The sequence below is a fragment of the Streptomyces sp. NPDC101165 genome (genome assembly GCF_044768135.1).
Classification (GTDB): domain Bacteria; phylum Actinomycetota; class Actinomycetes; order Streptomycetales; family Streptomycetaceae; genus Streptomyces.
In genome coordinates this window covers 17,403-32,887 of sequence record NZ_JBIWPG010000039.1, presented here as the reverse complement: position 1 = coordinate 32,887, position 15,485 = coordinate 17,403, and the positions used below count along the sequence as shown (strand labels likewise).

The 15,485-nt window shown below is 71.1% G+C and carries 11 protein-coding genes and 1 pseudogene; 3 read left to right on the top strand and 9 right to left on the bottom strand.

The features are described 5' to 3' along the window. Positions 1-125: 125 nt before the first annotated feature. Positions 126-1,520, bottom strand: a complete 1,395-nt coding sequence (locus ACIRVH_RS45460) for an LCP family protein (RefSeq protein WP_403966677.1) — start codon at positions 1,518-1,520, stop codon at positions 126-128. Between the two features lie 248 nt (positions 1,521-1,768). Between ACIRVH_RS45460 and ACIRVH_RS45455 the strand changes: the two genes are divergently transcribed. After that, on the top strand, positions 1,769-2,797 hold the full coding sequence (locus ACIRVH_RS45455) for a glycosyltransferase family 2 protein (RefSeq protein WP_403966668.1): 1,029 nt from the start codon (positions 1,769-1,771) through the stop codon (positions 2,795-2,797). 55 nt (positions 2,798-2,852) lie between these two features. Here ACIRVH_RS45455 and ACIRVH_RS45450 read toward each other — a convergent pair whose 3' ends face one another. The 4 genes from ACIRVH_RS45450 to ACIRVH_RS45435 form a co-directional block, all read right to left on the bottom strand. Further along, positions 2,853-4,448 (bottom strand): LCP family protein, encoded by a 1,596-nt coding sequence (locus tag ACIRVH_RS45450; protein ID WP_403966674.1) that lies wholly within the window; start codon positions 4,446-4,448, stop codon positions 2,853-2,855. Between the two features lie 128 nt (positions 4,449-4,576). Beyond that, positions 4,577-6,331: an LCP family protein gene (locus tag ACIRVH_RS45445; protein ID WP_403966665.1), complete on the bottom strand. Its 1,755-nt coding sequence runs from the start codon at positions 6,329-6,331 to the stop codon at positions 4,577-4,579. Between the two features lie 232 nt (positions 6,332-6,563). After that, on the bottom strand, positions 6,564-7,766 hold the full coding sequence (locus ACIRVH_RS45440; protein WP_403966662.1) for an LCP family protein: 1,203 nt from the start codon (positions 7,764-7,766) through the stop codon (positions 6,564-6,566). Between the two features lie 176 nt (positions 7,767-7,942). Next, entirely contained in the window at positions 7,943-8,698 is a 756-nt protein-coding gene (locus ACIRVH_RS45435) for a TIGR03089 family protein (protein WP_403966658.1), read from the bottom strand. A 205-nt stretch (positions 8,699-8,903) separates the two neighbouring features. Here ACIRVH_RS45435 and ACIRVH_RS45430 point away from each other — a divergent pair. Continuing rightward, positions 8,904-9,371: pseudogene (locus ACIRVH_RS45430) on the top strand (N-acetylmuramoyl-L-alanine amidase); the annotation flags it as partial. Between the two features lie 199 nt (positions 9,372-9,570). Further along, positions 9,571-10,653: a sugar phosphate nucleotidyltransferase gene (locus ACIRVH_RS45425; RefSeq protein WP_403966655.1), complete on the top strand. Its 1,083-nt coding sequence runs from the start codon at positions 9,571-9,573 to the stop codon at positions 10,651-10,653. Between the two features lie 175 nt (positions 10,654-10,828). On the opposite strand, the gene ACIRVH_RS45420 is transcribed toward ACIRVH_RS45425, so the two are convergent. The 4 genes from ACIRVH_RS45420 to ACIRVH_RS45405 form a co-directional block, all read right to left on the bottom strand. Continuing rightward, positions 10,829-11,842, bottom strand: coding sequence for a DNA-3-methyladenine glycosylase family protein (locus tag ACIRVH_RS45420; RefSeq protein ID WP_403966652.1), 1,014 nt, complete (start codon positions 11,840-11,842; stop codon positions 10,829-10,831). Between the two features lie 101 nt (positions 11,843-11,943). After that, positions 11,944-13,251, bottom strand: coding sequence for a coenzyme F420-0:L-glutamate ligase (locus ACIRVH_RS45415; RefSeq protein WP_403966650.1), 1,308 nt, complete (start codon positions 13,249-13,251; stop codon positions 11,944-11,946). Next, positions 13,248-14,207 (bottom strand): 2-phospho-L-lactate transferase, encoded by a 960-nt coding sequence (gene cofD, locus ACIRVH_RS45410; RefSeq protein ID WP_403966647.1) that lies wholly within the window; start codon positions 14,205-14,207, stop codon positions 13,248-13,250. Before cofD ends, ACIRVH_RS45415 begins: the two co-directional genes overlap by 4 nt. Positions 14,208-14,359: 152 nt before the next feature. Beyond that, a complete protein-coding gene (locus tag ACIRVH_RS45405; RefSeq protein ID WP_403966643.1) occupies positions 14,360-14,866 on the bottom strand; it encodes a cysteine dioxygenase in 507 nt (168 codons plus the stop codon). Positions 14,867-15,485: the final 619 nt, after the last annotated feature.

Here is a 15,485-nt window from a genome sequence, read left to right as displayed (position 1 = left end):
TCCACACCTACAACCACCACCGCTGCCACACCGCACTGGGCGGCCGGCCACCCATCAGCCGTGTGAACAACCCTGCGGGTCAATACACCTAGGGCCTGCTCGGGCCCCCGGGTCGCCCAGCCCCCCTAGGCCCCTTCGGAGGCTCCTCCGGAAGCCGGGCAGATCACCTCGTTGCCGCGCAGCGCGCTCTGCTCCGGCTTGGCCGGGTCCGCGACCTTCACCTGGTGCACGGCCTTGAAGTCCGACCCGCCGGTCACCTTCAGCGTCTGGCCCATCCCCGGTACCGCGCGCAGCGCGCTGCCGGGCAGGGCCGCGGCCAGGGTGCGGGCGGAGCGGTCCCAGCGGGGGTCGTAGGAGATCACCGTGCGCCTGACGTCGTGCACGGTCGCGGTGGTCGGCTGGTGCGTGGTGGCGAAGCCGGCCGCCGCGAGCGCCGCGTCGATCCGCTTGGCGAGCCCGGCCGTGCCGGTGCCGTTCTCCACCTGGACCCGGACCTGCCGCGGGGCGACCTCGGCGGGTGCCGTCCGAGGTGCGCGGTGCGGGTGGTCCACGGTCAGCGGCTTGTCGTCGCGCAGGGACTGGAAGAGCCGGCCGGACGCCGCCGGGTCCCACTTCAGGGTCGAGCCGAGGCCCTTCACCGGGAAGTTCACCTGCCCGATGGGCACCGTGGAGAACTCGGAGGAGGACGGGGAGAAGTTCCGCATCGCCCGGCCGAGATCGAGCAGCTCGTCGGTGCCGAAGCCCTCGTCGGCCCGCACCGAGCCGAGCACCGCCCGGGTCACGTCCCGGAACCGCATCGGGTTCAGCAGCACCCCGGAGGAGGTGGCCCGCTCGATCAGCGCGGCCAGGAACCGCTGCTGCCGCTTCATCCGGCCCAGGTCGCTCGCCCCGTCCACGTGCCGGGCGCGCACGTACTGCAGCGCCTGCCCGCCGTTGAGCGTGTACGTGCCGGGCGCGAGGTCGAGGCCGGTGTACGAGTCCTTCAGCGGCGTCGCCGTGCAGATCCGGACGCCGCCGAGCACGTCCACGGTCTTCATGAAGCTGGTGAAGTCGACCTCCAGATAGTGGTCGATCTTCACATGGGTCATGTTCTCGACCGTGGCGATGGTCAGCTGGGGGCCGCCCTCGGCGTAGGCCGCGTTCAGCTTGACGGGGTGCGGGGCGTGCCGCCGGCCGGTGCCCGGGTCGACGCGCTCGGGCACCTCGGCGTAGGAGTCGCGCGGCAGGCTCACCACGCTCGCCCGTTCCCGGTCCTCCGAGATGTGCACGATCATCATCGTGTCGGTGCAGTGGCAGGGCTGCCCGCCCAGCCGGTACGCGCGCCGCTCCGACGCGCTGATCTTGTCGCGGCCGTCGGTGCCGACCAGCAGAACGTTCATGCCGTGCCCCGCGCGGGGCCGGTTCTTCATGTCCTTGAAGGCGTCGACCCGGGTGATGCCGGCGTCCAGGCTGGTGACGACCGCGTGGCCGATCCCGGCGGAGGCCAGCACGACCACGGACAGGGTGGTCACCGCCCGCATGGCCCAGCGCGGCCGCCTGGGGCGCGGGGGCCGCACGACCCGCTCGGGCTGCCGTGGCACCCGGCGGGGCGGTTGCGGTCGGCGCTGCGGCCGGGCGGGGGACCTAGGCGGGCTGGGCAAGGGACACCTCCGGGCTGCGGCCGTATGTGGGATTTGTGAGCACCGTAGGCCGATACGATCTCCAGCCCGCCTGCACGCGCCCGGCGCCGCGCACCGGTGTCCCCCGTTCGCGGTAACGTGAGCCCCCTATGAACGCCAAGCCCGACGTGCCACACCCCGCCGTTTCTGTGATCATGCCCGTCCTCAACGAGGAGCGGCATCTGCGCGGGGCCGTCCAAGCGATCCTCGCGCAGGAGTACGCCGGCGAGATGGAGGTCGTGATCGCCCTCGGTCCGTCCACGGACCGCACGGACGAGATCGCCGCCGAGCTGGTCGCCGAACACCCCCGTGTGCACACCGTCCCGAACCCGACCGGCCGCACCCCCGCCGCGCTGAACGCGGCGATCAAGGCCTCCCGGCACCCGATCGTGGTCCGTGTCGACGGCCACGGCATGCTCTCGCCGAACTACATCGCGACCGCCGTGCGGCTCCTGGAGGAGACCGGCGCGCAGAACGTGGGCGGCATCATGCACGCCGAGGGCGAGAACGACTGGGAGCACGCGGTCGCCGCCGCCATGACCTCGAAGGTCGGCGTCGGCAACGCGGCCTTTCACACCGGTGGCCAGGCGGGCCCCGCCGAGACGGTCTACCTCGGTGTCTTCCGCCGCGAGGCGTTGGAGCAACAGGGCGGCTACAACGAGGAGTTCATCCGCGCCCAGGACTGGGAGCTGAACTTCCGCATCCGCGAGGCGGGCGGCCTGATCTGGTTCTCGCCGGAGCTGAAGGTGTCGTACCGGCCGCGGCCGAGCGTGAAGGCGCTCGCCAAGCAGTACAAGGACTACGGCCGCTGGCGCCATGTCGTCGCCCGCTACCACGAGGGCTCCATCAACCTGCGCTACCTCGCCCCGCCGACCGCGGTGTGCGCCATAGCGGCGGGTCTCGTGGTGGGCGCTGCCCTCACGCCGTGGGGTCTGGTGATCCCCGGCGGCTATCTGGCGGCGATCGTGGCGGGTTCGCTCCCGGCGGGCAAGGGGCTGCCGGGCAAGGCCCGGCTGCAGATCCCGGTGGCCCTCGCGACCATGCACATGTCGTGGGGCTGGGGCTTCCTGACCAGCCCCAGGTCCCTGGCGAAGCGAGTGATCGCCTCCCGGAGGCCGGCGGTGCTCGAACCCCGCTGAGCACACGAACGAACAGGGCCCCTCCGCATGTCGCGGAGGGGCCCTCGTGTTTCGTTCACCACTGGTAGGGCTTGTACACGTCCATGCACTGGGAGGTGTCCGAGCCGTTGATGGCATCGGAGTTGCCGGGCAGGTCGCCGGCCTTCGGGGCGGACTTCTTCGGGTAGGCGGTGCCCGTGCGCCAGTCCGCGCCCACGACGAGGGTGACCCCCGACACGTCGGTCGACTGCTTCACCTGGCTCATCGGGATGCCCAGCGCCTTGGCGACGCCCTGCGCGTCCCCCTCCAGATCGGCGCTCGGGTAGCGCACGACGGTCTGGTCCGCGGACAGCGTCGCCGAGGTGTCGGCCGTGGCCCTGCCGTACCCCTTCTGCACGAGCGCCTGGCTGATCGTCCCGGCCCGGCCGCCGACCGCGGCCTCGGTGGAGGACTGCGTGGCGTTCTGCACCAGCACCCCGAGCCGGGCCGCGTCGACCGAAGGGGTCTTCGTCGGCTGCGACTTGCCCGCCGCCTTCTTCGCCCCCGACGGCTTGCCGTTCTTGTCGAAGGGCACGTCGTCGCGGAGCATCTGCCACAGCTTGTCGGCGCCGGCCTTCTCCGGCACGACGTGCTCGCTGTTCTGCGCGTCCTCGACGTTGGGCATCGTCACGGACGTGATGCGGTCCGCCGGCACAGACTTCAGCTCCGTGCCCAGGTCGTAGAGCTTCTTGACGGTGCCGATCTCCTCGGACACCTTCAGGGACTTGGTGGCAGCCTCGGCCAGGTCCATCAGCCGGCCGGTGTCGGTGAACACGTTCTGCTGCTTCAGCGTGCGGATCATCGAGTTGAGGTACATGTGCTGGGCGCGGGCCCGCATCACGTCACTGCCCCAGGCGTGCCGCGTGCGCAGCCACTGCAGGGCCTGCACGCCCTCGACCTTCTTCCGCCCGGCCTTCATCTTCAGCCCGGAGCCGCCGCGTTGGGCGGGCGTCGAGTGGTCCCACACGTTCTGCCGCACGCACACCTCGACGCCGCCGATGGCGTCCGCCATCTTCACCACACCTGCGAAGTCGATCGTCATCCAGTGATCGATGTAGACACCGGTGAGGTTCTCCCAGGTGGTCAGCGTGCAGCCGGCCCCGCCCCGGGCCAGGGTGGTGTTGATGATGGCGTTGGTGGCTGGGTAGACCTTGCCGGTGTCGGGGTCCGTGCACTTGGGGATGTCAACCCGGGTGTCCCGGGGAATGCTCACCATGGCGGCGCTCTTGCGGTCCGCGGAGAGGTGGATGAGCATCTGCACGTCGGCGAGCGGTGGGCTGCCGCGGTCGTACTTGGCACCGCCGAGCTTCACGTTCTCGTCGGAGTTACGGCTGTCGGAGCCGATCAGCAGGATGTTCAGCGGGGTCTGGCCGGCCGCGTTCGGCCGGGTCCGCTGCGCCTTGGAGTCGTCGCCGTTGCTGCGGCGGCCCTTCTGGATGTTGCCGTTCAGGTGCTGGTAGTACAGGTATCCGGCGCCGGCCGTGCCGAGTATCACCACCGTCAGCACGGTCGCCGACCAGCGCAGCACGCGCCGCCGGGGCCCCCGCCGCTGGGTCTTCGGGCCGTCGCGACGCCCTCCGCCGTGCCGTCCGGACCCCTCAGGCGCCCGAGCGGCCTGCGGCGTGAGCGCCATCGTGTCCTCGACCGCAGGAGGCTCCCCACGCACATCGCTCTGCGACAACTCCCTGCCCTCCCCACCCTGCGCCATGAAACGGGTCCGTCCCGCGCCGAGTTAGACGCACGACGGACCCGTTGGGTTACCTATGAGGCGCACTGAACCTTGTCGGCCGTGGACTTGTCGACCGACGGAGCCTTCGACGGAGCGGTGAGGGAGACGCCCGCACCCTTGAAGTCCTTGCCCAGGGTGAGCGTCATCGCGGGCAGCCCCTGGGAGTTGGTCACGCTCTTGCCCGGCTTCAGCGCGGATCCGGACAGACCCATCAGGTGGGCCAGTTCACGCGCCTGGGCCGCCTGGTCGGGCGCGTACTCGAGCGTGGTCCTGCTCAGTTCCGCGGGCGCGTTGCCCGCGTTCTCCGACTTGAGCACACCCTCCTGGGTCTGCAGCCATTGCAGGGTCTCCTGCGCGCTGCCGGCCTCGGCGCCGCCGTTGAGGACCCGTACCCGCACCTCGGAGGGCTGGGACTTGCTGCCCTTGAGGCGGGCGGCCGCCGCGTCCTTGGCCGCCTTCTGCTTCTTCTTCACCTCGGTGAAGGAGACGTCGTTCCTGATGGCGTCGAAGACCTCGGGCGCCCTCGTCTTGTCGACGACGACCGTCGCGTGGACCTTCTCGGCCGGGTTGTCGATCACCGGCACCGTCATGAACGAGATGTTCTTCGGCGGCACCTTCTTCAGCTCCAGCGCCACGTCCTTGAGCGTGCTCACCTTGCCGATGCCCTGGTCGACGGTCAGCGCCTTGGTGGCCGCCTCCGCCAGCTTCACGATTTTGGTCGGGCTGGTGAGGGTGTCGCTGGAGGACATCTTGCGCATCAGCGAGGCCATGAACTGCTGCTGCACCTTGATGCGGTCCAGGTCGCCCTGGTTGCCCCAGCTGTGCCGGGTGCGGACGAACGCCAGCGCCTGCTCGCCCTCGATCTTGGACGGGCCGGCGGGCAGGTCCAGATGCGACTGCTTGTCCTTCACCGCGTGCTTGAGGCACACGTCGACGCCGCCGACCGCCGCCGTCAGCGTCTTCACCGCGTTGAAGTCGACCATCATGAAGTGGTCGGGCTCGATGCCGGTGACCGCCTTCACCGTGCGCATCGTGCAGCCCGGGTCCCGGCCCTCCTGGCCCAGGCTGGTGTTGAAGCGCACCCCGTCGGTACCGGGAATGACCTTCTTGGTGTCGTCGGCCTGCGTGGTCTCGCAGTCCGGCACGTTCACGATCAGGTCGCGCGGAATGCTCAGCGCGGTCGCGTTCGTCCGGTCCTTGGCGACGTGCAGCAGGATGTTGGTGTCCGCGTGCCCGACGCTGCCGGAGTCGCCGTAGCCCTCGTTGCCCTTGCCGGTCCGCTTGTCGGTGCCGATGATCAGGATGTTGAAGGCGTCGTCCTTGCTGAAGCCGTCCTTGGCCGCGTCACCGACGTCCGTGGTGGTGACGTTGCCTTCCAGGTGCTTCAGGTAGAGGTAGCCGGCCGTGCCGACGGCGACCAGGACGAACGCCGTGCCGCCGGCGGTCCACGCCAGCACCTTCTTGGCCTTCGACTTCTTCTTCACCGGACGCCGGCCGCGCCGGGTCGGCGGCGGCTCGGGCTCGGCACCCTTGCGCCGGCCCGACCGGGGACCCGGCACCTCCGCGCCGCGCACCTCCCGCATCTCGCGCGTCCGACCCCCCGCCGCGTCGCCGCGGCCGCGCCCGGCACCGCCGGAATCACGGGAGTTCGGTCTCCGCGGACCGGGAACGGACGACTGCGGTGCGGAATCGCTCAGTCGCAGTTCGTATTCGCCGGTGTTCGGATTGAGTACCCACTGGTCTGCGGGGTCGATGTTGTCCGCCCGCCCACGGCCTTGCGCGTCCACGGTTGTCCGAATCCTCCGTCGGGGCCACGCGGCGCCTTCCCCCTCAAAGGCGCTCGGGTCTCGGTGAATCGGTGCACGACCCCAGGTCGGACCTCGTGGCCGGGTGCACCGGATCGCTCACACTATCCGCCCAGTTCAGCGTCGAGCGACGCCGGTGACAAATTCCACCTTCCTACAACTGGGCAATCCCCCTCATATTTCTGAACTGAAGTTCGTCGTCTTGGTGCGCGCCTCACTCGCAGGTGTGCTCGGCCGCGGTGTTCCCACGGAACGTCGGAGCGGCGGAGGGGTCGTTCCCGGGATCCGCCCCGGGGGTCTCCCTGAGAACTTCCTGAGAATCCGACCGCGCCACCGCCACCGGCTGGTCCGCCCGCAGCCGAGCGAACAGCTTCTCGGCCTCCGGCTCCACGAGTTGGTCACGATTGGCGTCGTAGACGTACGACTCGCGCGGAACCGTCAGGAACTGCACATGTTCCGCGGGGATGTCCCGCAGCCCGCGCACCAACTGGTACAAACCGCGCAGACTTGCCAGTTCCGGATCCGTGGTGAGCGAGGAAGTGGCCGCGTCCAGCACCGGATACAGCTTCACGGGATTCAGCAGGACGTCGTTGCTCTGCACCTTGTTGACCAGCGCGCCGAGGAACCGCTGCTGCCGCTCCATCCGCTCGGTGTCGCTGCCGTCGCCGATCGACTTGCGGGCCCGCACGTACCCGAGCGCCTGCTCCCCGTCGAGGGTCACCCGGCCCGCGGGGAGCTTCAGCTTGGCCGCCTTGTCGTCGATGGGCTCCTTCAGGCACACCTCGACCCCGTCGACGGCGTCGACCATCTCCTTGAACCCGCTGAAGTCGACCACCATGTGATGGTCGATCCGGATGTCCGTCAGCTTCTCGACGGTACGGATGGTGCACGCCGAACCGCCCACCTGGAAGGCGTGGTTGAACATCGCGAACACCGGCTCGCTGCGGCTGCCGTCCGCCCGCAGGCAGCCGGGGATGTCCACCATCAGGTCCCGGGGCAGCGAGACGGCGGTGGCGCTGCGCCGGTCGGCGGCCAGGTGCAGCAGGATCGTGGTGTCGGACCGCTCGCTGCCCAGGTCCCGCCCGTACTGCCCGTTCCCGTCCCCGGCCCGGGTGTCGGAACCGATCAGCAGGATGTTCTGCGCGCCCCGCACCAGCGCGGTGGGCCGCTCCCGCTCGTAGCGGGCGAGTTCCGCGGCGGCCGCGTCGTCCGGCGTGATGTTGGCGCTGAGCTTGGCGTACACGGCCCACCCCGCCCCGGCCGCCGCCACGACGACCACGCCCACCCCTAGCGCCGCCCCCCTGACCCACCGCCGCCGACGCCGCCGCAGGAGCCCCTCCCCGGCGGCCGAGGCCCCGAGCCCCCGACGAACGCTGTCGTTCACGGTGCGGGTCCCCTCATGGCGTACGAGCGTCATGCCTCTGCTCTTACGACGATGGCGGGGGAGCGGGGTGGGAGTCGCCCTTTGCTACTCCACATGGGTGACGGCGGCCGACCTGACAGGGCGCGGGGCTGTGTCGACATGCGGCTCCGCCACGTGGGCGCGAACAGCCCCGCCACCCGCACTCGCCCGATGGCCGCCCCCGCCCCCTCTCAGCGGCGCAACACAGTCACCCTCTCGCTCTCGACCCGCTTGGCGAGAGCTTCCTCATCCAGTCGGTCGACATTCCTGCACAGCACCACGGACCCCCCGGCAGCCAACGGCGCGTACAGCCCTGCGCTCAGCCCCTCCCACGTGTCGTACGGAAGAGCGGACAGCAGCCTCGACCCCGGCCCCGCCAATTGCAGCGACACCGCATCCGCCAGGGCCCGCTCGACCACCTCGCCCCCGCTGAACTCAGCCCCCGCGACGATCAGCGCCGCCTCCTCGGGATCCACAGGCGCGAACGGCACGAACCGATCCCCCTGACTCGGCACCTCCACGGCGTAGTCGGCGAAGCCGTCCGGCGCCTGGGGGAAGCGCCCACCCAGCGGCCGCAGTGCGAGAGCGACCCGCTCCCCGCGGCACGCCCGCGCCGCCTCCAGGGAGTCCGGCCCGCTGACGACGACGTCGGCGGCGGCCGGGTCCCCGGCCACATCCGCCACCGCTCCCACCGACGAACAGGCGAGCAGCCACACGGCCGTCTGCCAGTGCGCGGGCAGCAGCAGCGCGACCCGGTCACCCGGTCCGACGGACAGGTCGCCCTGAAGGAGATTCGCGGTCTTGGACACCCAATTGGCGAAGGTGGCGACGGACAGTTCGACGCGTTCGCCCGTGGCGTCGTCGTAGAAGGTCACCAGGGGGCGGCCGGGATCCGCGGCGAGCGCGGAACGCAGCAGGTCGGCAGGGGTGCGATCGGTGGCATTCACCCGCGCAAGAGTACGCCGGGGCCGGCCTGCGCACCGAGCGCCGGGGCCACCGGTTCGGCGGAACGGCTCCCGACGGTCCGTCAGTTTCCTGATGGGCAGATCTATACGCGACGGTCGCCGCCTACGCGGCCAACACCGACCTCGTGCCCTACGGCGCCCTGGGGATCCCCCAGCTGGGCCGACGGGACACCGAGCAGGAACCACCTGCTCCCAGGCCTCCTCCGTCATCCGCAGTATCTACCGCTACCACGTCAAGAGCATGGGCTGGCGGGACATCGGCTACAACTTCCTCGTCGACAAGTGCGGAAGCCTCTACGAGGGCCGGGCCGGGGGTGTGGCGAAGGCGGTCATGGGTGCCCACACCCTCGGGTTCAACAGCAACAGCATGGGCATCGCCGTGATCGGCACATACAGCTCCACCCAGCCGTCCGCCGCTGCGGTGACGGCCGTCGCCAAGCTCACCGCCTGGAAGCTCGGGCTCTTCGGGGCCAATCCCAGCGGAAAGACATATCTGACGTCGGGCGGTGGCAATCTCTACCCAAAGGGGAAGAACGTACGACTGAACGTGATCTACGGCCATCGGGACGGGTTCGCCACCGAGTGTCCGGCCAAGCGGCTCTACGCCCAGCTCGGCACGGCGCGTTCCAGCGCGGCGCGGTATCAGGGGCGCTGAGGGCACGGGGGCGCGCGTTCACCGCCGTCAGGGGGCGGGTGGAGGAGGCTCGCGGACGGCGGGGGGTCGGTTGGGGGAAACCGGACGCCGATCTCGCGGGACACCGCGCGGCCAACGAGGGCACCGTCGCACGGTCTGCATACACTGGCCGGCCGAAACGAGTAGTTCGGCCGGTCCCGGCAGGAAGCAGAGACGACAGGTGACAGAAGCGATCCTCCTGGTCGGCGGCAAAGGCACCCGGCTGCGTCCGCTCACGGTGCACACGCCGAAGCCCATGGTCCCGGCGGCCGGGGTGCCGTTCCTCACGCACCAGCTGGCGCGGGCGAGAGCGGCGGGCGTGGAGCACATCGTGCTCGCGACGAGCTACCTCGCGGAGGTCTTCGAGCCCTACTTCGGCGACGGCGCCTCCCTCGGGCTGCACATCGAGTACGTCACCGAGGAGGAGCCCCTCGGTACGGGCGGCGCCATCCGCAACGTGGCCTCGCGGCTGCACTCCGGCCCCGACGACCCGGTGCTGATCTTCAACGGCGACATCCTCACGGGCCTGGACATCAGGCGGCTCGTGCACACCCACGAGTCGACGGGCGCGGACGTCTCCCTGCACCTCACCAAGGTGACGGACCCGCGCGCCTACGGCCTGGTCCCCACCGACGACACCGGCCGCGTCCTCGCCTTCCTGGAGAAGCCGCAGACACCGGAGGAGATCGTCACCGACCAGATCAACGCGGGCGCGTACGTCTTCCGCCGCTCGGTCATCGACACGATCCCGGCAGGCCGCCCCGTATCCGTGGAACGCGAGACCTTCCCGGACCTCCTCTCCGCCGGGGCCCACCTTCAGGGCATGGTCGACTCCACGTACTGGCTCGACCTGGGCACCCCCGCCGCCTTCGTCCGCGGCTCGGCGGACCTCGTCCTCGGCCGGGCCCCTTCCCCCGCCGTCCCCGGCCGCTGCGGCGACCGCCTGATCCTGCCCACGGCCACGGTCGCCCCGGACGCGAAGCTGACGGGCGGCACGGTGGTCGGCGAGGGCGCGTTCGTGGCGACGGGCGCGCGGGTCTTCGGCTCGACGATCCTCCCCGGCGCCGTCATCGAACCCGGCGCGCTCATCACCGACTCCCTCATCGGCACCCGGGCCCGAGTGGGCGAACGCTCCGTCCTCACCGGCACGGTCATCGGCGACGGCGCGGTGGTCGGCCCCGACAACGAACTCCGCGAGGGCGTACGTGTGTGGTGCGACGCCCGCATCCCGGCGGGGGCGCTCCGCTTCTCTTCGGATCAGTAGCCTGCGGGGCCCCCTTCGGACCGTCCTTCGTCTGCGGGCCGGTGGGGGCTGATCGCGCAGTTCCCCGCGCCCCTAGGGGCGCAGGGGGGGAGGGTGGGCGCAGCGGCACCCTGGCAGCGCCGGTGAGCGGACCCACCCCCGGCCGGCCGCAGTACCGGGCACCGGAGCAACATGCTTACAACAAGCCGATGTCCACCCGAGGCATCTTCGGCGCCCGGCGCGCAGGCACCTGCCCGCTCAGCAGGATCAACCGAGCCGCCCGGTGCCGCTGCCCGGCATACGGCTCGAGCAAGCGCAGCATCTCCGCATCGTCGGCATCCCGGTCCCCGGCCAACGCCCACCCCACGATCCCCGGCAGATGCAGGTCCCCGACCGTCACCGCGTCCGCCGCCCCGTGACTCCGCTGCACCACCTCCGCCGACGTCCACGGCCCGATCCCCGGCACGACCTCCAGCCGCGCCTGAGCCTCCCCCGCCGGCATCCCCACCGCCTGCTCCAGCCGCGCAGCAACCCGCACGGCCCGCAGAATCGTCGAGGCCCGCTTGTCGTCGACCCCGGCCCGATGCCACTCCCAGGACGGAATCAGCGCCCAGGTCCGAGGCGCCGGCATCACCCACATCGGCCGCTCGCTCACCCCCGCGGGACCGGGCGCCCGCTCCCCGAATCTCCGCACCAGCAACCGCCACGCCCGATATGCCTCATCGGTCGTGACCTTCTGCTCCAGCACCGACGGAATCAACGACTCCAGCACCAGCCCGGTCCGCGTCAGCCGCAGCCCCGGCCGCCGATGCCGCGCCAGCGCCACGACCCGGTGCCGCGGCACGAACGCGTCCGGATCATCGGCGGCACCGAGCAGCTCCGGCACCTGCTCCAGCAGCCACTCGGCACCCGGCCCCCACGCCTCCGCGCGCACCTCACCGCCGCGGACGTACACCCGCAGCGTCCCGGGCCCGGCGGGCGTCCGGCAGGCCCGCCACACGGACCCGTCCCGCGTCGCCCGGAAGGTCGGATCGGCCGGCCCGCGCCGCAGCGGCCCCAGCACCAGCCCGAGATCGAGCGGTCCGTCCGGCACCCAGCTCCGCACCCGCGCAGCGGCCCCCGCACCCTGCCGGGGCACCCCGGCGGGCACGGCGACCTCCCCACCGCGCACGGTCGTACGCGTGGGCCGCGGAGCGAATCGTCCTGCCACGAATGAGTCCTACGAGTCCGAGTCCTACGAGTCCTGCGGGTGCCGGCGCCGACGCCGCCGTCCTACGAGACTAGGCGAGAGCGGGCGGTCGTACGGGAGCCTCACCGCACCTCGATGAACGCCCCCGCATCCCGCTCGGGCCGCGGCCTCGGCTCCTCCGCCGGATTCCCGATCGCCACCGCCCCCATCGGATCCCAGTCCGCCGGCAGCCCCAGCACCTCGCGCACCACGTCCGGGCAGAACATCGTCGAGGACACCCACGCCGAGCCCAGCCGCTCCCCGGCCAGCGCCACCAGGAAGTTCTGCACGCCCGCGCCGGCCGCGACCACGAACATCTCCCGCTCGGCGCCGTCCCGCCGTGGGTCCCCGTAGGTGTGCGAGCCGTCCATGACGAGGCAGGGCACGGCCAGATAGGGGGCGTGCCGCAGCACGTCCCCACGCCGGACCCGCTTGGCGATGGACTCCTCGCTCTTGCCGTCCCGGCGCAGATCCGCGATCCAGGCGTCGCGCATCGCGTCGAGCAGCCGTACCCGCGACTCCTCCGACTCCAGCAGCACGAACCGCCAAGGGGTGGTGTGGTGCGGCGCGGGTGCGGTCACCGCGGCGGCCACCGCACGCCGGACCGCGCCCGGGTCCACGGGGGCGTCGGTGAAGGCCCGCACGGTACGGCGCTGGGCCACCGCCTCCCGCACGGCCTCGGACGTGCCGAGCCGGAACATGTCGTCCTGCGCGGTACGCACCAGCGCCCGCGCCCCCTCACCGTGCTCGTCGGCCACGGCATGGGCCAGCCCGCGCACCACGGCGACCGGCAGTCCCGCCGCCTTGCCCTTGACCAGGTCACCGGCGGCGGCCAGTTCGTCCGCGGTGGCGACCACGGTGGCGCTGAGCGGATTGCCGTACGCGTCCGTGCCCCCGCGCAGATCGTCCAGCACACGCACCCCGGCGGCGCCGATCGCGACGTCCGTGAGCCCCGAGCGCCAGGGCCGCCCGAAGGTGTCGGTGACGACCACCCCGACGTTGACGCCGAGGGTGTCGCGCAGCCCGTCGCGGATCGCGCGCGCGGAGGCGTCCGGGTCCTCGGGCAGCAACAGCACGGTCCCGGCCGGGGTGTTGGAGGCGTCGACCCCGGCGGCGGCCATGACCAGGCCCTGCCGGTTCTCGACGATGCGCAACGTGCCGCGCCGGGCCACCACTCGCACCGTCTCGGCGTCGATCGCGGCCTCCCGGTCGGCCGCCTCGACGATCCGCCCCTCGGCCTTGGACACGATCTTGGACGTCACGAGCAGCACGTCCCCGTCGACCAGGCCCGGCTCGGTCGCGGCGATCAGCTTGGCGAGATCGTCGCCCTGCTGCACCTCGGGGATGCCGGGCAGGGCCCAGACCCGGTACTCCGCGCGCTCCTCGCTCACGCTCCCCGCACCTCCTCGGCGAGCGTCAGCGCCTCCCGAGCCATCTGGGTGGTCGCGTCCAGGTCGGTCATCATCAGCGGTACGGCCCTGCAGCGGATCCCGTCCGCCTCGACCCGCTCGACCACGCCGGCGTCGACGGTGTCGACCAGCCAGCCGTCCAGCAGCCCGGAGCCGTAGTGCTCGGCGACCGCCGCCGCCGTGGACTCCACGCCGACCGCGGCGAGCACCTTGTCGGCCATCCCGCGCACGGGCGCGTCACCGACGATGGGGGAGAGGCCCACCACGGGCACGCCCGCTTCCGCGATCGCCTCCCGGATGCCGGGCACGGCGAGGATCGTGCCGATGGACACGACCGGGTTGGACGGCGGGAAGAGGATGACGTCCGCCTCGGCGATGGCCTCCAGGACACCGGGCGCGGGCTTGGCCTGCTCGGCGCCGACCGGCACGACCGCCTCGGCCGGGACCGAGGCGCGCAGCCGCACCCAGTACTCCTGGAAATGGATCGCCTTGCGCTCGCCGTCCGTCTCGACCGCCACGTGCGTCTCCACGCGGTCGTCGGTCATCGGGATCAGTCTCACGCCCGGCTTCCAGCGGTCGCACAGCGCCTCGGTGACCGCGCTCAGCGGATAACCGGCGCCCAGCATCTGGGTCCGCACGATGTGCGTGGCGAAGTCCCGGTCGCCGAGCCCGAACCAGTCCGGGCCGACGCCGTAGGCCGCCAGTTCCTCCTTGAGGTGGAAGGTCTCGTCGGTCCGCCCCCAGCCCTGCTCCTCGTTGATGCCGCCACCCAGCGTGTACATCACCGTGTCGAGGTCCGGGCAGACCTTCAGCCCGAAGAGGTGGATGTCGTCACCGGTGTTGCCGATCACCGTGATGTCCGCGTTCGGCGCGGCCTGCTTCAGACCACGCAGGAACCGGGCACCGCCGATGCCGCCTGCCAGAACCACAATGCGCATGGGGGCAAGTCTGGCAGGCGGGTACGACAACGCGTCAGGCGGTCAATCGGCCACACGATCATTCGGCCGGACGGTTGATCGGCCGGACGGCCCAACGGTCGGACGGTCCATCGGTCGGACCGTCGACCGATGATCTGCCGGGCGTCGATCGTTCAGGCGGTCACCGGGCGCGGCTCGGTGCGCGCCTCGCAGTGCTGGGCCGTGTGCATCGGCATCTCGGTCAGGCCCGGGTAGTAGACGTGCAGGCTCACCGCCGGCTCCAGGGCGTCGTTCACCACTTCGTGCACGTACCCGGGTGCGAACACCCGCTGCGCGCCGGGCGTCAGTGCGCGCGTGGTCCGCTCGGTCCGCTCGGTCAGCGTGCCCTCCAGAACGGTGAGGACACCGGAGGAGCGGCCGTGGTCGTGCAGCCCGCTGCCCTGCCCGGGCACCCAGGACAGCAGCCACACCTCGTAGCCGGGGCCCGTGCGCAGCCGGTGGTACCAGCGGGTGGTGGCGTCGTAGCGGACGAGGTGCGCCCACTGGGAGCGGTCGGCGGCGATCTCGCGGGCGAGGCCCACGAACTCGGCGACGGTGGCCGGGTGCTCGCGCGGCGGCTGGAGCAGGTGCGGGACTTCGAGGATGTCGCCGGCGATCTGGAGGTCGCTGTCGCTGTTCATAGGGATGCTGTGGTTCCTCGGCGGAAGAGCGGAAGAGCGGGTGCCCTGAACGGGGGGTTCTGCAAAGGAGAAATCGGCCGGTCACAGGACTCGGCGACAGCCGGAGCGCGTAGGGCTCAACAGCTGGGACAGCAACAACAGCTACAGCGGACCCGGGCAGCACCGAAGGACCCGGCGGTGCGGGTCGAGGTGAGTGCCAAGTTCGCGAGCATGCCCCCTAGGACAGCGGTTCACACCCGCACTGTCAACTCGACGCCCGGAATGTGGGACAGGTTTCACCTCATCCAGTTCATCTGTCAGGTGAAAGGTTTGTTCACCTGACCCCGAGGACACATGGCGCACAACCGAGCGCTCAAGCCTCGCGGAACGCGATCGAACGCGGGGGCGTCCTTCTTCGTACAGAGGTCCGTACGGGGTCCGCCGCCCCGCTGGCCTCGCTTGCGCGTCAAGGTTTATGCCGATTTGAACACTTTCCGCACGGCCTTGGTTCCGCAGAGTGAATAACGGGCCCAATAGCAGATCTCGGCTTGACTCGCCCGGAGCAGCACACTTGTAATTTCACTCGTGTCGTTCAGCCGAAATCGGTAACGGCTACGCACGGGGACGCGAAAGACAGACG